Genomic DNA, 21,870 nt, shown 5'->3' on the forward strand with positions numbered 1-21,870 from the left:
GACAACTCTAGCCATGCGGGTGCTTAGCGGGCGCGCTCCACACGCTTCTCGTCCCAGACCGGCTCCCCGGACTCGTACACCTTGCCGTCGGAGCCGAAAACCAGGAACCGGTCGAAGGTGCGGGCGAACCAGCGGTCGTGCGTAACGGCAAGGACCGTGCCCTCGAAGTGGTCGATCGCCCGCTCCAAGGCCTCGGCCGAGTGCAGGTCCAGGTTGTCCGTGGGCTCGTCGAGCAGGAGCAGGGTAGCGCCGGAGAGCTGCAGCAGCAGGATCTGGAACCGTGCCTGCTGGCCGCCGGACAGCGACTCGTACTTCTGTTCCGACTGGCCGGCCAGCCCGTAGCCGTCTAGGGCGCCTGCGGCGGCCTCCCGGCCCAGGCCGGAACGGTGCTCGTCGCCGCGGTGCAGGATGTCCAGCAGCGTGCGGTTCATGAGGTCGGGCCGGACGTGGGTCTGGGCAAAGAAGCCGGGCCGGATCCGGGCGCCGAGTTTCACGGTGCCTTCGTGCGGCACTTCGGCGATTTCGACATCCGACACGGGAAGGTGTTCCCGTTCCGGATCGGTGCCCCCGGTGGCGAGCAGCCGGAGAAAGTGAGACTTGCCGGAACCGTTGGAGCCCAGGACGCCCACTCTGTCCCCGAACCAGATCTCGGTGGAGAAGGGTTTCATCAGGCCGGTCAGCTCCAGCTTTTCGGCCACGATAGCCCGCTTGCCGGTGCGCCCACCCTTGAGCCGCATCTGGACGTTCTGCTCGATCGGCAGCGCTTCCGGCGGGCCGACCTCCAGGAACTTGGCCAGCCGGGTCTGCGCTGCGTGGTAGCGGTTGGCCATGTCGGACCGGAAGGCGGCCTTGTTCTTGTACATGTTGACGAGTTCCTTGAGCTTGGCATGCTCCTCGTCCCAGCGCTTGCGAAGCTCCTCGAAGCGCGCATTCCGGTCTGCCCGCGCCTCGACGTAGGAGCCGAAGCCGCCGCCGTGGATCCACGCGCCGGCGCCGTTGATCCCCGGCTCCAGGGTGACGATGCGGCCGGCAGCGTTGTTGAGCAGCTCCCGGTCGTGGCTGATGAAGAAGACCGTTTTCTTCGATTCGTTGAGCTTGTCCTCGAGCCAGCGCTTGCCCGGAACGTCAAGGTAGTTGTCCGGCTCGTCGAGGAGGAGCAGTTCGTCGGGGCCGGCGAAGAGCGCCTCGAGCACCAGACGCTTCTGCTCGCCGCCGGAAAGGGTCGACGCGCGGCGGTGCTGGGCGCGGTCAAAGGGCAGTCCCAGGGCGGCCATGCAGACCTCGTCCCAGACGGTCTCGACGTCGTATCCGCCGGCGTCTCCCCAGTCGACGATCGCCTGGGCGTAGCGCATCTGCGTGGGCTCGTCGTCGTGCTCCATCATGGCCAGTTCCGCCTCATCCACGGCCCGGGCCGCAGCCGCCAGCGCCGGTGGCGCGGCGGACACCAGCAGGTCGCGGACCGTGGAGTCGTCGCGGACCTGGCCCACGAACTGCCGCATGATGCCCATGTTGCCGGAGCGGCCGATCACGCCTTCGTCCGGCGTGATGTCACCGGAGATGATGCGGAACAGCGTGGTTTTGCCCGTCCCGTTAGGTCCGATGAGCGCCGTTTTGGTGCCGTCCGGGACCTTGAATGTCACCCCGTTGAGCAGCTGGGTGCCGTCGGAGAGGAAGTAGTCGATGCCGGAAACGTCAATATGGGCCACCGGGCAATTCTCCCACGCCCCGCAGGCTGGAGTTTTGTCACCCGGCGGCGGTCAGGAACTTCTTCAGCAGCGGGCCGGAGGTGGTGGCGCCAAGTCCGCCTTCCTCGACGAACACGGCCACGGCGAGATCGCCGTGCACGGCAATGATCCAGGCGTGCGTCTTGGGCGGGTTGGCGTTGCCGAATTCTGCGGTTCCGGTTTTAGCACCCACGGGTTCGCCGGGGACCTCGGCCAGGAATCCGGCGTGGCCGGATGTCACCACCGCCCGCATCATGTCCGCGAGGGACGCTGCTTCCGCTTGGGTCACCGGGGTCTGGGCGGCTTTCGCGGGTGCTTCCGCTGTGACGGTCGACGACGGGGCGGAACCTTCCGCTGTCGCCGCCGGGCTGGCCGACGACGATGCGGGGGCGCTCTCCTGCACCAGGACCGGGGACACGGGGGAGCCCTTGGCCACGGAACCTGCCATTACGGCGGCTGCCAGCGGGGACATCAGCACCCTGCCCTGGCCGATCATGGCGGCCGCGTGCTCGGTGCCTTCAGCCTCGCCGGGAACGGAGCCAAGGAACGCCTCGGCACCCAGCTTCGGGGCCTCCACGGCGACCCCGAGCGAGGTGGCGGCCGATTCCAGCTGGGCCTGGGTGACCTTGTCCCGGGCGGCGATGAAAGCCGTATTGCAGGAGTGGGCGAAGGCATCCCGCAGGGTCACCGATCCAAGCGAGTCCTTGGGGTAGCCCTCGGCGTTCTTGAATTTCCTGCCGTCGACGGTGAGCGTGGGCGTGCATTCGACCGTCGAGTCGGGGGTGAATCCGTTGCGGATCATGGCCAGGGAGTCCACCACCTTGAAGGTGGATCCCGGCGCATACTGGCCGAGCATTGCCGTGTTGTAGCCGTTGCTTCCGGGTCCGGACGCGGCGGCGAGCACCTCTCCCGTGGACGGCCGGAGCGCCACGATGGCCGACGCCGGCTTGACGTCCGCGAGGGTGTCTTCGGCGAGCTGCTGCAGCTTCGTATCGAGGGAGGTCTGCAGCGGTTTGCCGGGAACTGCCTGGACCTCAAAGACGGTGCGCCGCGGGTCCGTTGGTGCGGACTGGATCTCTTCGCGGGTCAGGTCCGCGCGCTGCACGCGGACCACGGTGCCGTCCGTGCCGCGGAGCTGGGCGTCGTACTGCTGCTGGAGCCCGCCCGTGCCGATGACGTCCCCGGCTGTCAGGGCGCCGTTGGAGTTTTCAATCTGCTCTGCACTGGCTTCACCCACCGCGCCCAGGACAGGGCGGGCGAAGGTCCGTGTTGGTGCCAGCGGCAGTTCGCCGGGAATGGCCCTGCCGCCCGGGATGGCCTCGATCTCGGCGTCGGTCACGGCACGGTCGCTGGTGTTGCGCAGGGTGATGGCGGAAACAAACGCTTCCGCCCCTGATGCCTCCACCTGCTGTACATAGGCGTCGGGATCAACGCCAACCAGACTGGCGAGCTTCCTTGCCGAAGCTGCGGCATCGGCACCACCGAGCTGGGGCTTGTCGATGCCCACATTGACCACGGGGCGCAAGGTGACGAGCTTCTGGTTGCCGGCCCCGAGGATGTCGGCGCGGGGTGGCGATTGGGTGGACTTGCTGAGGATCTCCCCTTCGGCCAGGTTCGGGACCAGCATCCCCGGGGACCATACTGTAAGCCACTTATCGCCGGATTTCCGCAGGTCGGCCGAGACGGTGTACTTCCACTCGCCGGTGGAGATCTTCCAGCTGTAATTCAGCGGGAAGCGGGCGGTGTCGCCGTCGAGCGTCAGCTCCCCTGCCTCCACCGACGGCTTGGCCGGCGCCAGCGCCTTGAAGACCTGGTTGAGCTGGTCGTTGGCCACGTTCGAATCGCGCCCGTCGAAGGCCACCGGGCGCAGGTCCAGGCCGGCGACCGCGGATGCCAGCTGCTTCGCTGCAGATTCCGCGCCCCCGCGGCCGTCGTCGCAGGCCACCAGTGAACCGGCAAGGATAAGGCCGGCAAGGACAAGTGAAAGTTTTTTAGTGTTGTTCCCCACCGCGTTATTATCCCCCGGCGGCTCCCCTATATGAGCCAAGACGGCAACATGAAACGGACACGCTCGGGAAGGACTTATCGTGTCCGTTCCGGCCGGGCACAGGACGCAGCGGCTAGAGACCCAGTGCCGGGACGTCCAGCCCGAATATGTCTTTCAAGGCATACTTGGCCGCGTGGAATCCGGGCATGCCGGTGACGCCCGGCCCCGGCGGCGTCGATGAGGAGCACAGATAGACGCCGCGCGCTGGAGTCCGCCAAGGGACGGGCGAGACGACCGGCCGCTGCACCAGCCCCCGGGGATCCAGGAGGCCGGCACTGAAGTCGCCGCCGACGTAGTTCTCGTTGTACTCGGCCAGTTCCGCCGCCGTTGTGACCTTGTGCCGCACGACGACGTCACGGAACCCGGGCGCGAAACGTTCCAGCTGGTCCATGACGGCCTGGCCCATATCCACAGTGGACCCCGTGGGCACATGGCAGTAGGACCAGAGGATGTGCCTGCCCTCCGGAGCCCGGCCGGGATCAACCACGGATGGCTGCGAGACAAGGACATATGGCCGCTCCGGGTGGCGGCCCTCGGACACGGCGTTCTCCGCCTCCGTCATTTCCGCCCGTGTGCCGCCCACATGTACCGTGCCGGCTCCTGCCAGTTCGGAAGCGGTCCACGGGACGGGCCCGGACAGGATGAAGTCCACCTTGCACGCGCCGTTGCCGAACCGGAAGGATTCCAGCGCACGGCGGTAGGAGGCAGGCAGGCGGCCGCCGGCGATGCGGGCAAGGGCCGGAGGCGCAACGTCCAGCAGCACTGCCTTCGCTGGTTCCAGTTCGCCCAGCGACGTGACGCGGAAACCCGTCTGCAGCTCGCCGCCATGGGCTTCGATGTCCTTGACCATGGCATTGGCGATAGCGGAGGATCCGCCCACCGGAATGGGCCAGCCCCCGCTGTGCGCCAAGGCATTTAGCAGGAGGCCGGCCCCCGCCCCGGACAGGGACGGCAGGCGCCCCACCACGTGGGCTGCGACCCCGCTGAGCAGGGCAGGTGCCCTGTCCTGCCGGAAGCGCAGGTTCCAGAGGGGCGAGCCCTGCTCAAGGGTCCGCAGCCCCAGGATGCCGGCAGCCAGCGGGTGGCCCGGTACCCGCAGTAACTGGTCGGACGTGGTCTGCACGACGCCGTCAATGTGCCGCACCAGCGGGGCAAGGAGCCTGCGGTAGGCGTGGCCGTCCCGGCCCAGCTCGTCGGCAGTCCGGTCGAGCGAGCGGTAGGCCACGGCCGAACGGCCGCCGTCCAGCGGTGATCCGAACTGCACGGGCGGAAGCTGCAGGTCCACCCGGCTCGGAAGTTCGAAGGCCCGGAAAAAGGGCGAGGCGAGTGCCATGGGGTGCACGGCGGAGCACACGTCGTGCCAGTGCCCTTCCTCGATGACCTCCGAGGTCCGGGATCCCCCGCCGAGCTGGTCGGCCGCCTCGTATACGTGCACCTTCAGTCCCGCCCGCGCCATGACGACGGCGGCGGCGAGTCCGTTGGGGCCGGAACCAACGACGGCGACGTCAGGCATCGCGGGCAACCGTACGCCAGGGAACCACCGATGCAGAGGGCCGGAGCAGGTCGATCCGTAACCAGTCAGGCGCGTGATTGAAGGGGCCGCCGTGGGGGTCATCCATGGAATGGCGCCGGATGGGATCGTAGCGCGGGTCCCAGATGTCCCAGGCGACCCGCAGCATGAGATAGGCAGTGGCCAGCATGTGTGCCGCTACGGCCAGGACGTAGTACGGCACGTCGATGTTGTGCTGAGAGACGCCGCCGCTGGTCACTTGGCCAAGATACATCCAGACGGCGGCCCAGTGCAGCCCCTCGATGCCCTGCCAGATCAGGAAGTCACGCCACCTGGGCCGGGCCAGGGCGAGCAGCGGCACGAGCCAGAGAACGAACTGGGGCGAGTAGACCTTGTTGGTGAGGATGAAGGCCGCCACGATCAGGAAGGTCAGCTGGGCGATCCGCGGCCGCCGCGGGGCGGTCAGGGCCAGGACCGCTATGAGGACGCAGGCCAGCAGAAACACGTTCAGGGCCAGCGTGTTGATGGCCTCCGGGGTGAGGGGAGTCCAGCGCACCCTTCCGGCCACCAGGTTGTAGGCAAACCATGGCGAGCTGTAGCCGGCGGGACGGTCCTGCGTGAACTCGAAGAAGTGCTTCCAGCCGGCCGGGTCCCGGGCGGCAATGGGCAGGTTGACGGCGAGCCAGGCCAGGGCGGCCGACGCTGCAGGAACCACGAAGGAGCGGATCTTCCCGGTGCGAAGCGCCAACAGGAAGATCGCGCCGAAGACCAGGAGGGGGTATAGCTTGGTGGCGGTCCCCAGTCCGATCAGGACGCCGGCCAGCACGAGCCGCTCACGGGACAGGAAGTACATGCCGAGCGCCAGCATGGCCACCGCCCACATGTCCCAGTTAATCGTGCCGGCCAATACGATGCCGGGGGCCAGCGCCACCATCGCCGCGTCCCAGGGACGCCGGCGCGTCATGCGGGCCGTGGCCAGCACGGTAACTATCCACACGGCTGCGATCAGGGTGGCATTGACATCGAAATAGCCGAGGATCCGGGCGTCCGTGACTCCCTCGCCGGGCACCAGGCGGGCCGTTATCCCCGCGATCAGGCCCATCAGGACCGGATACTCGAAAAGGGCGCCCGGCGTGAAAAATGGAAATACCCCGTCCGCCAGCCCCCTGTTGCGGAAGAGTTCAGGAAAGTCCGAGTAGCAGGTCGCATAGAACTGCGACGGCGTCTCCCACCCGTTCACGCGGCAGTAGTCCTTGACGGCGATGGCGGCCAGGGCGGCGAGCACAGTCAGGATGATCAGCACGCGTTCCACTGTGAAGAAACCCGGCGCGACCACCCCCGGGGCGGACCGCGCGCCCAGGGGCCCGCCGATGAGCTCGGTGAAGTTCCGCAGAAGCCGGTCGCTGCGGCTCGGCACCACCAGGCGCGCGAGCTTTTGATCGGGCGGCGGCTGTGTCTCCTGCATGGTCTCGAGCTTACCGGTGGGGTCAGCGCAGGCTGCTCACCTGCTGATGCATGAGCATGTAGACATCCTCGCGTTTCTGGTCGAGCAACTGACCGTCGAACTGGAGTTGCGAAAGAATCTCCTGGAGTTTGCGGAGCATGGTTTTTCACCTCCCTTCAGAAAGTGCTGAAGCAATTCGGGCATGCCAATTAGAGCCAGTTGGGCATGCGGAGAAATGGCTGTAAAAAGGCAAAGAAATGCCCGGCAAGGAATTGGGTCCGCAAAATCGGCAATTAACCCGCGAAAACGGAAGTGCGGCAAGCCCAACAGGAAGCAGGGTTCCGAATTATGGGAAAGCTGCGCAACCGCCCGTTCCGCTACATCAGAGAGCCCGGGTCAAAGTTCCTGAGCCCGGGCGGAATTGTCCGCCAATATCCCGCCTGTCTCCCATCAAAGACGGGAGGTGGCAGGGGAGTCGGGTTCAGGCTTGGGCGAGTCCGTGAAGAGGGCGCGGGCCAGCAAGGAAGGCCGGGAACGCGGTGATGGTCATCTTCCATCCGCTAGTCAAAGTAATCATTTCCCCAACCTCCTTTTCTGCCTGGACGGTGCCGGGCTGACTGGCCGGACAACGTGCGCGGTGACCCCGGCAGGCCGCTCTGGGGTCAGGAATAAAAGTACACCAGAAATGATCTGGTTGACTATCTATTTTCGGAGAAATCTAAAATAACCTGGAAAAAATCCTTTTACAGGCCCCAGCGGAGAACCACAGGAGTTCTTTTGTCCCAGCCGAGCGTGCAGACCTTGGCTGTTCCGAGCAGGAAATGCCTGCCCTCAGCAGCTTCCAGTTCCAGCCAGCGGGCGGTGAGAATCCGGGAAAAGTGGCCATGTGCCACGATCAGGACGTTGTCCAGCCCGGACTCCAGCACGCGGGCAATGATCTTGTCTGCCCGCGCGGCTACATCCTCCAGCTTTTCGCCGTTGGGAACGCCGTGGGTCCAGATGAGGTAGTCGGGGTTGTCTTTGCGGATCAGGTCGGAGCTGATGCCCTCGTAGTCGCCATAATCCCATTCCACGGCAAGGGGTTCATGGACGGCGTCGGGGAAACCGGCGAGTTCAGCGGTCCGGCGGGCACGGCGCAGCGGGGAGGTCAGGACCAGATCGAAATCGACGGCGTCCAGGATCCTGCGCGCCTCGACTGCCTGCTGCTCGCCCTCCACAGTCAGGGGCAGGTCCGTCAGTCCCGTGTACTGGCCGCTCTTGGACCATTCGGTTTCGCCGTGCCGCAGGATCCACAGCTGGGGGCGGGCGAGGTTGGCGGCGGTCACTTGGACTCCTCAGTTAGGGAAGATTCGACGTCGGCGGCTGGGTTGGCGGAAGCGCCGGAAGTTGAAGCGCTGGAAGCGGGAGCCTCAGGAGAAGGAGCAGCGGATTCGGGCTGCTCGGCCCACCAGGCCCGAAGCCGGGATTCGGCATCGGCAGGATCCAGCGGGCCGTTTTCCATCCGTTCCTCGAGCAGGAACTTGTAGGCCCTGCCGACGACGGGGCCGGGCTTAAGGTCCAGCAGCGCCATGATCTGTGCCCCGTTCAGGTCCGGCCGGACCGCGTCCAGGGACTCCTGCTCGCGAAGGGCCACGATCCTGGCTTCGAGGTCGTCGTAGGCGAAGGACAGCCTGTCGGCTTTGCGCTGGTTGCGGGTGGTGACGTCGGAGCGGGTCAGGCGGTGCAGGCGCTCCAGCAGGGGACCGGCGTCGGTGACGTAGCGCCGCACGGCCGAATCTGTCCACCCTGCGTCCCCGTAGCCGTAGAAGCGCATGTGCAGCTCCACAAGGCGGGCGACGGCCTTGATGGTGTCGTTGTCGAAGCGCAGCGCCTTCATCCGCTTCGTGGTCAGCTTGGCCCCCACCATGTCGTGGTGGCGGAAGCTGACCGCACCGCCCGGTTCGAACCGGCGCGTAGCCGGCTTCCCGACGTCGTGCATCAGTGCCGCAAACCGCAGGACAAAGTCGGGGCCGGGAACGGCGCCGTCGGAATCAGTTTCCATCGCAGCCGCCTGCTCCAGGACCTGCAGGGAGTGCTGGTAGACGTCCTTGTGGCGGTGGTGCTCGTCGGACTCCAGCCGCAGCGCGGACACCTCTGGCAGCACGAATTCGGCCAGGCCGGTATCCACCAGGAGGTCGATGCCCACCCGGGGGTGCCGGCCGCAGACGAGTTTGACCAGCTCATCGCGGACGCGCTCGGCCGAGATGATGCTGATGCGCTCGGCCATCCGCGTCATGGCGGTGCGGACATCGTCCCGCACCGCCACACCCAGCTGGGAGGCGAACCTCGCTGCCCGCATCATCCGCAGGGGATCGTCGGAAAAGGACGCCTCGGGGGCGCCGGGAGTGGCCAGCACGGAACCGTGGAGGTCGCGGATCCCGCCGAAAGGGTCCACCAGTTCCATCGAGGGCAGCCGCAGGGCCATGGCGTTGATGGTGAAGTCGCGGCGCAGAAGGTCGTCCGTGAGCGAGGAGCCGAAGGCCACCACGGGCTTCCGGGACTCGGGATCGTAGGCTTCGGCGCGGTACGTGGTGATTTCGATCTGGAAGCCGGCCTTGCGCATCCCGATCGTTCCGAACGCGCGTCCGATCTCCCAGAAGTTGTCCGCCCACTTCTTGATCAGCGCCACGGTCTGGTCCGGCGTGGCATCGGTCGTGAAATCGAGGTCGGGGGAGGTGCGGCCCAGGAACAGGTCCCGCACCGGACCACCGACAAGCGACAGCTCATGACCGGCATCCACGAACCGCTGCCCGAGTTCCAGGACCACCGGGTCCACCTGGAAGTCGACGGTGTGAAGATCAGTCTTTTGATGTGCGTGCGCCATAGTTACTTAAGCTTGTCAGAAAACCGGGCCCCACCGCACCAAATCCCGTCATTGTGCGACGGCGCCGCCAAGGCCCGTCACGTGCAGTCCACCTGCAAGCCATGTCCCGGTCATCAAGGCGGGGCAAGAGTCGTTAGAGTGGACTCCATGGCCCATCCAGTACCGAGCGCTCCCGGCAGGAGGACGAACCCACCGTTGCCGTCGGCAATCGGTGCCCACGTCGCGCCTGCACCGCACTCGGCCCCGGCCTCGCTCCCCACAGTGGAGGAGATCTCCGCCGGCGGCGTGGTGGTGGACACGTCCGACGACGAACTGAGGGTTGCGATCATCGCCCGCCTTAATAGGGGCGGACGGCTGGAGTGGTGCCTGCCCAAGGGCCACCCGGAGGGCCGGGAAAACAACGAGGAAGCCGCGGTCCGTGAGATCGCCGAGGAAACCGGCATTGACGGTGACATCCTGGCCCCGCTGGGCAGCATCGATTACTGGTTTACGGTCAGCGGGCACCGGGTGCATAAGACGGTGCACCACTACCTGCTGCGCGCCACCGGCGGCGAACTCACCATCGAAAACGATCCTGACAAGGAAGCGGTTGATGTTGCCTGGGTTCCCATCCACGAACTTGCCCGCAAGCTTTCGTTTCCCAACGAACGCCGCATCGCCGACCTGGCACGCGAAGTCCTTCCCGAGCACCTCTGACCGTCCGGCAATGCCTGCCTGGTGCCCCTATGTGTGCCGCAATATCAGCACGCGGGTGAGACGATGAAGACGATGTCAGCAGTCAATCCGCCCTCCGACCAGCCTTCACAGCCGGGTGAAACCCCGCCGGGTGCGACGCCCGCCAGCGAGGCTGCCTCCAGCGCCGCGCAGCCCGGCGAGGCCCGTTCCAGCGCCATCATGGCCGCCGGGACGCTGGTTTCACGCCTGCTGGGCTTCGGCAAGACCTGGATGCTGGGTGCGGCGCTGGGCCTGGGCTCGACAGTTAATGACACGTTCATCAACGCCAACAACCTGCCCAACCTGATCTTCCTGCTCGTGGCCGGCGGCGTCTTCAACGCCGTGCTGGTGCCGCAGATCATCAAGGCCAGCAAAGCCCCGGACAGGGGAGCGGACTACATCAGCAGGCTGCTCACGCTGGCAGTTCTCGTGCTCCTGTCCCTGACCCTGCTGGTCACCTTGTTCGCGCCGGCGGTCATCGAACTCACCACGCAGGGCTACTCGCCGCAACAGCGGGCGCTGGCGGTGGCCTTCGCCTTCTGGTGCCTGCCGCAGATCTTCTTCTATGGCCTGTACGCGCTGCTGACGCAGGTCCTCAACGCCAACGGGGCTTTCGGCCCGGCCATGTGGGCACCCATCCTGAACAACATCGTGGCCATTGCCGGCCTCGGCATGTTCATCTGGATCTTCGGCGCCAACGTGGTGAACCCTCATTCGCTGGACAACTGGGGTGACACGCAGACGTTCTTCGTCGCCGGCTTCTCCACCCTCGGCGTCGTTTCCCAGACAGCCATCCTGCTGATTCCCGTGCTGCGGCTGAAGCTTGGACTGCGCCCCCGCTTTGGCTGGCGCGGGGTGGGGCTGGGCCAGGCTGCAAAGCTGAGCGTCTGGACGCTCCTGACGGCCGCCGTCGGGCAGCTCGCCTTCCTGTACGTCATGCGCATCGCCACCATCCCCGGCGCCGAGCGCCTCCGTCTGCAGGAGGCGGGCGACCCCGCCGCCGCCATGCTCCCCGGTAACGCCGTGCTGGAAGTGGCCAGCCAGCTGTACCTGCTGCCGCACTCGATCATCGCGCTCTCGCTGGCCACTGTGCTGTTCAACCGGATGACCCATGCCTCCCAGGAGGGCAACCGGGCGGCACTCCGGGAAGCCCTGTCGCAGGGGCTGCGGACCATGGCGGTGGCCACGGTGTTCGGCGCGCTGGCACTGTTTGCCCTGGCCGGTCCGCTGGGCATGTTCTTCTCTGGCGGCCTGCGCACCGACGGCGTGATGCTGGCTCAGACCCTCACCATCCTGGCGCTCAGCACGCCGTTCATGAGCGCAAACTTCATGATGTCCCGGGTCTTCTACGCCAACGAAGACGCCCGCACGCCGTTCTACATCCAGCTGGTGCTGGCCCTGGTGAACGTGGTTGCCGCGTTCTTCATCCAGTTCCTGCCAATCGACCAGATTATTTTCGCCATCGCCGTCCTTTACACCGGCGGAAACATCCTCTCGGTAATCGTCTCGGCCATCTTCCTGCGCCGTCTGCTGGGGCACCTTGACGGTCCCCGGATCATCAACTCGTACATCCGCATGGGCTACGCCGCCCTCGGCTCGGCGATTGCCGGTGTGGGTGCCCTGTGGCTCATGGGCAGCTACAGCCCCGTCGGTTTCGCCTGGAGCAGCCGGCCAGCCGCCTTGGTGACCATCGTCGTCGTCGGGCCCGTGATGCTGGCTGCGTACCTGCTGCTGCTAAGGCTGTTCCGCGTCACCGAACTGGCCGACCTCCTCCGCCCGCTGCTGGGGCGGCTCGGCCGCGGTTCCGGTGCTGCCCCCTCTGCCGCGGCGAACGCCGGGGCTTCCGGTGCCCCAGGATCCGCCGGGGCAGCATCCGGGGGACGCACGACGCCGGAGCGCGCCACGGTCTCGTCGGATACCGGCCTGATTCCCAGGATTTCCGGCGAGTTTGATTCCGCCTCCTTCCGTGCCGGGCCTGCGCCCCAGCCGGAGGAGTACGACGGCGTCACTTACCTTCCGGAGGAGGACACCCCAGGCACGGCCCGTCGGAATGTCCTTCGGGGGGAAATCCCGCTTCCGGGCCGCCGGACCTACCAGGGAACCCCCGGTCAGAACCCCCATTTCCCGTCCCGGCGGAGGAAGAAAAAGTAGTCCTCACGGGAGCCGGCCAGCGCCGTCTTCCGCGGCCGTTGCACTGCATCGGCTAGGATCGAGGGGAACAAGGGTAGTTGCAGACCAAGGGTCCGCCGGCATTACCGGAGGCCATCCCTGGCGACGCATCGCCAGGGCCAGAAGCAATTCCCGGACAGGCTAGGAGGAACACGTGTCCCACCCGATCGATGTCGGATCAGTACTTGGCGGCCGCTACAAGGTCACGGCCACAGTGCTGAGCTCGCATGACCAGGATCTGGTGCTGGACGGTGTGGACCAGGTGCTGAACCGCCCGGTCAGCATCCTGGTGGCAGGCCCTTACAACGCCGACCAGGTGGCCCAGAGCGCCCGCGAGGTGGCCATGGGGGAGCGCCCGGGGAACGTGCAGATCCTTGACCTTGGGGTCAGCGACGCCACGACCTACCTGATCACCAACCACACTTCCGCCGCTGATCTGCTGGACCTTGTGGTTGCTTCCAACCCGCCCTATGTGGAGCCGTTCTTCACGGACACCCTGGGCAGCGAAATCTTCGGCCAGGCGCGCTCCCATGAGCCGGAAACCTACGACGAAGACGACGAGGTCGAAGCCGGGTACATCAACTACGGCGAAGCCCAGACCCGGCCGGGCGGGCAGTACCCAGCCGCCGCGCCCAGCCCTGCCGCCAGCCGGTCCACCCCGGGTCCGGCAGTCTCCCAGGGGCGCGGGCCGCAGGCTCCTGCACAGCAGGTACCCGCACCACCGGCGCGGAAGGCTCCCGTCGTCCCGCCGCTTCCGGCCGCCCGGCCCGCCGCTGGTGCTGCAGCCGCCGGTGCTGCAGCTGCCGCCGGCACGGCCGGCGCCGCCGCTTCGCGGGGCAATACACAGGGCATCCCGGAGACCACTGCACCGCAGCCGGTCCAGCCGGGCAAGGGCTACGAGCAGGACGCCAACCGGGAACCCGTCCCGCACGGCAACGTTGAGCAGGCACTCCTGCAGCGCGAGACCAACCGTTCCGGAAACTCGGCACGCGGCGCGGGCGGTGCAGCTGCGGCCGGTGCCGGTGCAGCCGCCGCTTCCGGGGACGGGCACAACTCGTCCAAGGTTTCGCTGTGGTCGGAGAACGACTATGACCACGTCCCCGAGGACGGGTACGACGACGAAGGCAGCGACGCGCACGGGCAGGACCGCGGTGCCGGCACCTTCCCTTCCCATGCACGCACCGGCGCCGCTCCCGCTGCCGACTACTACGACGAGGAAGACGACGAGCCACAGAAGGAACCGCGTTCCATGCGGTGGCTTGTGGGTGGCCTTCTGGCCGCCGTCCTTATCGTCGGACTGATCTTTGCCGTGACCAACCTCGGCAGCCTCTTCAAGCCTGCACCGCAAGCGGAAGCTACCACCGGGACCAGTGCGTCGCCGTCGGCCGCTACCCAGCCGAGCAGCGGCGCGCCCACTAAGACCACCGCCCCGGCGGCAGGGCCGCCCGCGATTGAAGGGATCACCAGGCAGGGCAGCTTTGATTTCGCATCCAACTACGACGACGACCTCGGCAAGGTCTTCGACGGAAACGCGGCCAGCTACTGGTCAGACATGGAGTTCGCCACCGAGGACTGGGGTGGCCTTGCTCCGGAGGGTGTCCCGCTGGTTGTGAAGCTGAAGAGCCCGTCCCAGGTCTCCTCGATAACCCTGAACCAGCTGGGTGCCTCGGGCGGCAACATCACGGTCTACACCAATGACCGGCCTTCACTCGACGGGGCAAAGCAGGTGGGAACCAACAGCTTTACCTCGCCTGACCTCACCATGCCGCTGGCCGAGCCGGTGACCGCCCAGTACGTCATTGTCTCGATCAAGAACCTGCCCAAGCTGGCCGCCCCCAAGACGCGGTTTGGCTATGGCTTGAGGCTCGCGGAGATCAAGGTCCAGTAGGGCACACTGCTCCGCCAAAGGCAGGAAGGCAATCCAGGTTCCTGCCAGGCGTAACCCGCATGCCCTGGGCTGCCGGAGGCGGTACCCTTGTGGAAAGTCCCGTGGCGGTGGTTCCGTGCAGGCACGGGCGTTTTCGCCTGCCTCCAAACACGTTTGGAATATTCCACACTGCCAATCAGTTGTGCCATGTGGCCGGCCGGAAGGCTGGCGCATCGACAAAGGAAGAGGTTCACCGTTCAGTGAGCACCGCAGAAAACAGCGCGTCAGAAGTACGTGATGTCATCATCGTCGGCTCCGGCCCCGCTGGCTACACGGCCGCCGTGTACACGGCCCGCGCCAACCTGAAGCCCCTGCTTCTGGCTGGCTCCGTCACTGCGGGCGGTGAGCTCATGAACACTACGGATGTCGAGAACTACCCGGGCTTCCCGGAGGGCATCATGGGACCGGACCTCATGGAGAACTTCGAAAAGCAGGCCGCCCGCTTCGGCACCGAGATCCAGTTCGAGGACGTCACCGCCTTGGATCTCGACGGCGACATCAAGACTGTCACGATCGCAACGGGGGAGACCTTCCGCGCCCGCGCCGTCATTCTGTCCACCGGCTCGGCGTACCGAGAACTCGGCCTGGCCAACGAAAAGCGCCTCTCCGGCCACGGTGTCAGCTGGTGTGCAACCTGCGACGGTTTCTTCTTCAAGGACCAGGACATCGCAGTGATCGGTGGCGGAGACTCCGCGATGGAGGAGGCGCTCTTCCTGACCAAGTTCGCCAAGTCCGTCACGGTGGTGCACCGCCGCGACACGCTGAAGGCCTCCAAGATCATGGGTGACCGCGCCCTGGCCCACGAGAAGATCAACTTCGTGTGGAACACCACGGTCGAGGATGTCCTCGGCGGAGACAAGGTCACCGGCCTGAAGCTGAAGAACCTGGTCGACGGTACCGAGTCGGAGTTGGCAGTGACCGGCGTCTTCGTGGCCATCGGCAACGATCCCCGCACCGAACTCGTCAAGGACAGCCTCGAGATCACGGCTGAGGGCACCATCGCGGTCGAGGGCCGCAGCTCGCGCACCAGCATCAAGGGCGTCTTCGCGGCCGGCGACGTCGTGGACCCCACCTACCGCCAGGCGATCACTGCATCGGGCTCCGGCTGTGTTGCGGCGATCGACGTCGAGCACTACCTCGCAGACCTTCACGCCTGACCGGCGCTGAATTCCATTCGAAGAGAGAGACAAGGGTTATGAGCAACGCTAAAGATGTAACTGATGCAAGTTTCAGCACTGACGTACTCGCCGCTGAAAAGCCGGTAATCGTTGATTTCTGGGCTGAATGGTGCGGGCCGTGCCGGAAGCTCGGTCCTATTCTGGACGAGATCTCGGTGGAGTACGGCGAGAAGGTCAATGTCGTCAAGGTGAATGTTGATGACAACCCCGCCATCGCTGCTGAGTACGGCATCACCTCCATTCCTGCCGTCTACCTGTTCCAGGGCGGTGAAGTGAAGAACACGGTAATCGGTGCGAAGCCGAAGCAGTTCTTCGAAAAGGAATTCGCGGACGTTCTGTCCTAGTCGAGGCTTGCCTGTGCGAGGAAACTTCACAGGCAACTCTCATCAGAGTTAATCAAGGTGGCCATCACTCCCAGGGGAGTGATGGTCACCTTTTTTGTGTCCCTGTGTCTAGCTACAGGACTGGGGCAAGGCGGTACGGTGTCGATCGTGCATTTGCAGCCCCGCAACGGTTGCGTGTCGAGCGCATTTTCGCTCGCTGGCCCTCGCGTTGCGGATGGTCATCGTCGCGCTCTGGGCTGCCGCCGAAGCCAGGGGTACGGGTCTTCTGGAGCGTTGTAGCGCGGGCTACTAGCCGGTCGTCGGCCGGAGGGATGAACGGCGTGCTGATGTTTCACGTGAAACTCCGCCAGCCGATCCTTTGAGAAATACCGCCACAACTGCGGCAGCCTCTCCAGAGCGATTCTTGGAGGCATGCATGCTCCGGAGCCTGCTCGGCGTGCATGCCTTCAGGCGGCCACACAGGAACTTCGATTACAGCCGCCATTCCAAGGAGGCCTTGGGCTTCGGTTTCATGATTGTCCAGGACACGCCAATCCTCCAGTAGCTAGGAGTGTCTGCTTTCCAGCGGCGCCCGAGCCTGAGAGGCCGAACGCGGCTCGGCTGGGCAAGCCAAGTGAAAGAGGGATGCCAGCCGCTCAGGTCCACCGCTTTGTTTCACGTGAAACGCTGCGGCGCTGACCCATCGACAGCTACTTCACCGCAGACTACCGATTCCTTTCGCCCGCAAATCAGGATGCGTCAGAATGACGCAGTGCGTTAGTTGCCAAATCCACGTGCCGAAGCAGGGCCTGTATGGACGGGGCGGCTTCATACGCAAGCAAGCCGAAGCAGCCAGTAGAGGCGCGCCAGGCATCGGCGGAACTCGGCGAAGATGCTGTTCAAGCCGTAAGGGCACAAACACTTAAGGAGCCGCGGCGCCTGTAGCTCGAGCTGGTCACTTGCTGTCAGACAAAGCAGGGCTCAAAGCCTAAACGGTGCTTGCCGGGGACGAACCGCATGGTGCTCTGAAAAGGGTGCAAATCACCCCACGGCGCTTGCCACCTTCGTCCGCTCCTGGTACAGGTTTCATCGAGCCGAGAATGTCGCCTTCGTTCAGCCTGCTCCGTCCCTAAGCTCAAACGCGCTTGGCGTCCCGGCGTTGGGCAATACCTGTAAAGAAATGCACAACAGGGCAGGCACCAAACAATTGCGTCAGAGGAGCTTTTCGGGCGCTCGGTATTGCAGCCCCGGCCGCACCGATTAGGGGGCGATGCCCACCCCACGCCGGCGGTAGCTCTGCACGGCGCAAATCGTACGGTGCGTAAAATCCATGATGCGCCCACAACCCTTAGTTAGTCACTCGTTCCTTCCTCCACGAGAACTCGTGCGTGTGGCAGCCCTACAGTGCCGACAGTGGAGCGACGCGAAAATGGTGACTCCAGTAGCCACGGTGCCGATCATAAAGCGGATCATAAACAGGCGGATAAAATGCGGCGGGGGACCTTCCGGGGAGGGAACGGGAACATTCTCCCGTGGGCGGAGACGACGTTGTGATCCGTGCTGCCCTGTGGTGATTGCAGGAGTGGGAGGAGGCGCTTGGGGCACAGCTCGGAAATGAACGCACCCACATACCTAGCCATCTCCCCGCATCGATAACGACATCTGAATCGATAATCCTCGGTTCTCATTCTCGGAAGCCCGCGTGTTTGCACCGGAAGTCGACAATTGCCCTGAAGCTGCACAACGAGCCAGTCTGCACAAGCCTGTACTCCTCGTTTCTTGCAGAGAGATACCCCAGCTGTTTCACGTGAAACACCACCCAGCGTGGGGCATACCAATGCGGGGCCGGCCAGTGCGAGTAATCCCAGCAACCCCCAATAGCTCGTGATCGTTCCCAGATGTTTCACATGAATCGTCTGCCTACCGGGGGATCGAGGACCCGCCCATTCTGCGCGTCTGCCCGCGAGCTAGGAGTACCTCTCGCTACTTTGCTGAGCACTTGGAGCTAAGGGGAGCGAAGCACGACTAACTGCACGCGCCCAATACGACTGAAAGCCGCTCTCTGCTGAGGAGGTACTCTCAAAAGATTTGTCCGCTCGATCAGCCGATGCCTGGAGCCTTTGTGCGGACCGACTTGCCCGCTTCCCACGTGCACATGCCTGGATCATCGCGAGAGTCGAATGCAGGAGATCTTCCCTTCGTATCCCGGAGCAGGCAGACGTTTCACGTGAAACCACTGCAATAGGACTTGCATGGCGGTAGCGGTACGGTCCCTCATCTACAGTTACTAAGCGACCTTCCTAGTTCCCATTCGCCTGCGGTCCCCAAATATTGGCCGACACCGGGGACAGGGAAGATCAGTAGACTTGCCATGTGCCAGCTGGAATCCTCGTTCCGCCACCGGGGGAGCATCCCAGGGGTTATCGCTATGACGGGCAGGTACGATTCGATACTGCTGACGTCACCATAACCTGAGAGCGCTCTCGCTCCGGAGCGACAGTCCCCGCCGGCCGGCTGCCCACCCGTCAACGACGAAATCTAGGGGCTTGGCTCCGACCCAACCCGGCGGGGACCGCCGCGAGCAGGGGTCACCCGTTGACACGTGCTAAGTCCCTCCGAACAAGGCAGCCTACCGCGGACGCTGGGAAGGTCATTCAGCGACTGCGGCTACCTTATCTCGCTGTGCACCACGGGGGGGACAGGTAGCAGTTCTCGTGGCCGGCGAGTGCGCTGCTGACATCGAACGCTCGCCCCACAGGCACCCCCGGGACTCATGGGCATTCTGAACAATAGATTGCCGAGCGCCGACGATCGACCCCATCATCCATAAGCGCCGACGCTCCTGCATCTGAATCCCTACACCCTAACGTCCCCTGGACCGCGGGGAGGCAACCGAGGGCCAGCGCAACAACCAGCTGCACTCTCGAGGGCTAATCAGTGAAACACCGAACTGGCCCCCATGCTGCTCATCCGGATGGCGTGCTCGTCCCATGCACCGAGTAGGAAGATTTCTGTGCGACCTGGCTGGCGCTTCGAAAATCACAAACCGCCTTTTCCTTGGGGAGAGGGTGTCACGAACAATGCCGACCGAAGCTACTCTGGACCGCTAATCCACTCCCGCGCACCTCTGCTCGAGGCAAGGTGCGTGGCTGTACCGCGTAGATTGGACCTTCTCGCATTCGACTAAAGCGCCTGTAGAGCGGCTGGTGCTGGCAGACGCCGCCCTCGTTCAGTTTTTTCCCAAGCGTCGGCATGAGATTATTCACACTCTTATCCACAATTGAATCCACAGCGTTATCCACAGGCTAAGCAGGGCCTTGGGGACTCTGTCGACTACGTCTCAGACAGAAATATGTGTGGCATCTTCTATCCTAGCGCCAGGAGCGAAACTGCGCCTCCGACCTTGCACCCGGGGAGGCGCGCCGAGGGGCGCACACTCTGTGCTTAATGTCACCCGTGTTTAACCGCAATCGCTAGATTTTGCGCGCACTTCTCACGTCTTAAAGGCGCAAAAGTCGCGGCTCCCAGTAGGCCGCGTAGTTTCACGTGAAACAGGAAGCTGCTGTCGGCAGCGGCCTCTTCTCGCTCGGGCCGCCACGGTCCCGTCGCGGTCGGACTCACGAGGCAACAAGAGCCGGATACCCCCATGTTTACCCACAGAGTTATCCACAGGGTTATCCACTGCCTTTTCAACATCACCAGCAGGCGAACTTGGGCCCTTTCAACACCCCCAGCAGGCGAGCTTGCAGGTACCAAGGGGTGCACGCACAGCGCTTCCCGATCGATAAAGCGATAGCTTCCCCCTCTCCTACTCCGGGCTAGCAAGGAGTGATCAGTGCAGCCACATCGACAGGGGGAAGAAATGCGACGCATATTTCCTGCGGTTGGGGAAGGAAGCCAGTAATAAATGCAGATCCTCCAACGGGTGCACTGTACGTGCACGTCGATGCGCCTGTATCAGCGAAGACGTGATTGCACTGCCGACTTAGGTGTAATGGGGATACTGCCGGGGACCCTACCGAGGCACGAGTACCGCCGAGAACAGGGGAGCTGCGACGAAGGCGCCGAGACCAGGGGAGCGGCCACTCGGCTGCCTGCGGGGAAAGCTCATGCTATCGACTCCGTGCCCTCGGGCCGGTACGCCCCCGGATACCCAAGGCGGGAAGTCGCTCCGCGTTTCACGTGAAACTAAGAGCCCAGCAGGGGACGAGCGTCGGCTGGGGCGTTCCCTTAGCTGACGCTGGTCAGGGACACGAAAAGCAGCGCAGAGTCAAGAAGGTCCTAAAGGCCGGCAACCTCTACGCTGGAAAACGGATAGCACCGGCAGCGGCCATCCAAAATTGTCCTACCACCGACCATCGTCCACAGGCGCCGGAGTCCGGACACACAACTTCCCGGCGCTCCAGTTGTAGCGGCGATAGAGGGCGAAGGTGGGCTGCACTCCAACGAGGGAGTCGTCTTCCCTAAGCGGCTAGTGCTAGGGGACAAAATAGCCTTGAGCGCCCCGCCATGTTCCGGAAGGGCCCCATAACGTCGGAGCCATCTCGGCTATCGCTGAGCCCAGAACCTTCCGTGAACTTTCCGACTCTTTCCGTTCTTTAGATTAGTACCTCCTAGTCGTTCGCTGTTCCATCGGCCATTGGGAGGGCCGCACAGAGGCTCGTCAGGAGTCGGCGCGAATGACGAGCAGCATAGCGTCGTCACTCGATCGCCCCCGCCGAAGGTCCAGTTGGTGTCGCTGGCGCCTCACCATGGGTAGAGACACGGTTTCCCGTGAAACCGTGTCTCGGGACGCTAGTTACTCCCGCTGGTTCGGTTGTGGTTCTTTTGGGGCTCCGCGCAACAAGGGATCTCTATTCCGCCCCATCGACATCGTCCTAATGTTTCGTCCTAAGTGGCGATGATACACCTGGAGATTTTGAGCAGCCGTACGCACCGTGAGACCTCTACGGGGGCCGTACGGGTAGGGGTGCGAGATTCCGCTATCTAGAAGATTTCACCCCATCGCGCAGCAGGCCGCGTGCTCAACAGGGAGGATCAGAATCATTCCAGAACCGATACGTCGTCTGGGCTCGGAGCGCCTGGCGCACTAGTTCTGTATCTTCAATGGCCCACGCAGCGATAGGCACTGGCGACCACTTTCACGAACGGGGGAATATCCGCGCACCCGCGTAGTGCGACATTGCGCACCCTGCCCCCATACGGCGTCGTCGTGGCACAAACGGGCGCTTTGATCGCATTTGCTCATTGCGTTGATCCGTCAGCTGTGGGGTCCTCCAACAAGATCCAGTAGGTTGACTAGGGCGCAAGACACAGGAACCTTAGATAGCTTCTAGCAGACGGGCGGGTGGCTTTGGACCTGCACCGTCAGCCTAGGCCAGCAGCGTTGGCCACAACCGGTTCGGCCCCTAGGTTTCACGTGAAACTGCGACTGCCCCGACCGCACGTGCTTGCGCCGCGAACCAACAGCAGTCAGCCAAGACGTTTCACGTGAAACGCGCCGGCGCTTCCGCGCGACAACTATATCTGACGAAACCAGGCAGCCTACGCAGAGCCAGAAGGACAGCACCTCATTTGCCCTCCGGTTTGATCCCCAACTATCCCAAGAAGCAGGCGACTAAAACGAGCCAACGGCATATCACCAGCACGAACCTTGGCAACAGGCCACGAAGAAGAGCAGTCATGCCCGCGCGTCCGGTCCCTGATGAGGCAGACGCGCGCACCGCGAACCTGCTTCGACGCTCAGGCACCAACACAGCAAAAACCAAGTCGAATGCTTCAGTGGTTCCGGGTTTGGGACTCCGTTTCTTCCAGCTAACGGGAAAGCAGAGCTTCGCTGATCGTCAAGGCCGCAGCGGGGCTGTAGGCGATCGTTTCACGTGAAACACGCGTTGGGGAAGCCCATTGCCTAGTCGAGCATCACCCAGCACACCGGAAGGACCAGCAATGCTCGTCCCGTATCTCCCATAGG

Annotated in this window: 11 protein-coding genes; 5 read left to right on the forward strand and 6 right to left on the reverse strand. The window is 64.3% G+C overall.

Annotated features, from left to right (window positions below; translation table 11 throughout):
• Window positions 1-23 precede the first annotated feature (23 nt).
• The 6 genes from ACFTR6_RS10330 to ACFTR6_RS10355 form a co-directional block, all read right to left on the reverse strand.
• Entirely contained in the window at window positions 24-1,706 is a 1,683-nt protein-coding gene (locus tag ACFTR6_RS10330; protein ID WP_377957854.1) for an ABC-F family ATP-binding cassette domain-containing protein, read from the reverse strand.
• A gap of 37 nt (window positions 1,707-1,743) precedes the next feature.
• Window positions 1,744-3,732 (reverse strand): penicillin-binding transpeptidase domain-containing protein, encoded by a 1,989-nt coding sequence (locus ACFTR6_RS10335; RefSeq protein ID WP_377957855.1) that lies wholly within the window; start codon window positions 3,730-3,732, stop codon window positions 1,744-1,746.
• Window positions 3,733-3,844: 112 nt separating this feature from the next.
• Window positions 3,845-5,284 carry a phytoene desaturase family protein gene (locus ACFTR6_RS10340; protein ID WP_377957856.1) on the reverse strand — a complete coding sequence of 480 codons (1,440 nt, stop codon included), beginning with the start codon at window positions 5,282-5,284 and terminating at the stop codon, window positions 3,845-3,847.
• Window positions 5,277-6,746 (reverse strand): glycosyltransferase family 87 protein, encoded by a 1,470-nt coding sequence (locus tag ACFTR6_RS10345; protein ID WP_377957857.1) that lies wholly within the window; start codon window positions 6,744-6,746, stop codon window positions 5,277-5,279. The genes ACFTR6_RS10340 and ACFTR6_RS10345 overlap by 8 nt, the downstream gene beginning before the upstream one ends.
• A gap of 722 nt (window positions 6,747-7,468) precedes the next feature.
• Window positions 7,469-8,050 carry a histidine phosphatase family protein gene (locus ACFTR6_RS10350; protein ID WP_076799450.1) on the reverse strand — a complete coding sequence of 194 codons (582 nt, stop codon included), beginning with the start codon at window positions 8,048-8,050 and terminating at the stop codon, window positions 7,469-7,471.
• A complete protein-coding gene (locus ACFTR6_RS10355; protein ID WP_076799449.1) occupies window positions 8,047-9,588 on the reverse strand; it encodes a CCA tRNA nucleotidyltransferase in 1,542 nt (513 codons plus the stop codon). Before ACFTR6_RS10355 ends, ACFTR6_RS10350 begins: the two co-directional genes overlap by 4 nt.
• Window positions 9,589-9,783: 195 nt before the next feature.
• Between ACFTR6_RS10355 and ACFTR6_RS10360 the strand changes: the two genes are divergently transcribed.
• The 5 genes from ACFTR6_RS10360 to trxA all read left to right on the forward strand — a co-directional run bounded on the left by ACFTR6_RS10360 (window position 9,784) and on the right by trxA (window position 15,920).
• A complete protein-coding gene (locus tag ACFTR6_RS10360; RefSeq protein WP_076799448.1) occupies window positions 9,784-10,284 on the forward strand; it encodes an NUDIX hydrolase in 501 nt (166 codons plus the stop codon).
• A gap of 72 nt (window positions 10,285-10,356) precedes the next feature.
• On the forward strand, window positions 10,357-12,453 hold the full coding sequence (gene murJ / locus ACFTR6_RS10365) for a murein biosynthesis integral membrane protein MurJ (protein ID WP_377957858.1): 2,097 nt from the start codon (window positions 10,357-10,359) through the stop codon (window positions 12,451-12,453).
• 172 nt (window positions 12,454-12,625) lie between these two features.
• Window positions 12,626-14,359 carry an ABC transporter substrate-binding protein gene (locus ACFTR6_RS10370; protein WP_377957859.1) on the forward strand — a complete coding sequence of 578 codons (1,734 nt, stop codon included), beginning with the start codon at window positions 12,626-12,628 and terminating at the stop codon, window positions 14,357-14,359.
• Between the two features lie 239 nt (window positions 14,360-14,598).
• Window positions 14,599-15,555 carry a thioredoxin-disulfide reductase gene (gene trxB, locus ACFTR6_RS10375; protein ID WP_076799445.1) on the forward strand — a complete coding sequence of 319 codons (957 nt, stop codon included), beginning with the start codon at window positions 14,599-14,601 and terminating at the stop codon, window positions 15,553-15,555.
• A gap of 38 nt (window positions 15,556-15,593) precedes the next feature.
• Complete coding sequence (gene trxA / locus ACFTR6_RS10380; protein ID WP_377957860.1) at window positions 15,594-15,920, forward strand: thioredoxin; 327 nt, start codon at window positions 15,594-15,596, stop codon at window positions 15,918-15,920.
• The last annotated feature ends 5,950 nt before the right edge of the window (window positions 15,921-21,870 follow it).

The sequence above is a fragment of the Arthrobacter sp. NPDC057009 genome, from assembly GCF_042673905.1.
Lineage (GTDB): Bacteria > Actinomycetota > Actinomycetes > Actinomycetales > Micrococcaceae > Arthrobacter.

Excerpts from the sequence above, each read along its gene's own strand:
- trxA (WP_377957860.1), top strand. The coding sequence starts at position 15,594 with ATGAGCAACGCTAAAGATGTAACTGATGCAAGTTTCAGCACTGACGTA.
- ACFTR6_RS10345 (WP_377957857.1), bottom strand. The coding sequence starts at position 6,746 with ATGCAGGAGACACAGCCGCCGCCCGATCAAAAGCTCGCGCGCCTGGTG.
- ACFTR6_RS10340 (WP_377957856.1), bottom strand. The coding sequence starts at position 5,284 with ATGCCTGACGTCGCCGTCGTTGGTTCCGGCCCCAACGGACTCGCCGCC.
- murJ (WP_377957858.1), top strand. The coding sequence starts at position 10,357 with ATGTCAGCAGTCAATCCGCCCTCCGACCAGCCTTCACAGCCGGGTGAA.
- ACFTR6_RS10355 (WP_076799449.1), bottom strand. The coding sequence starts at position 9,588 with ATGGCGCACGCACATCAAAAGACTGATCTTCACACCGTCGACTTCCAG.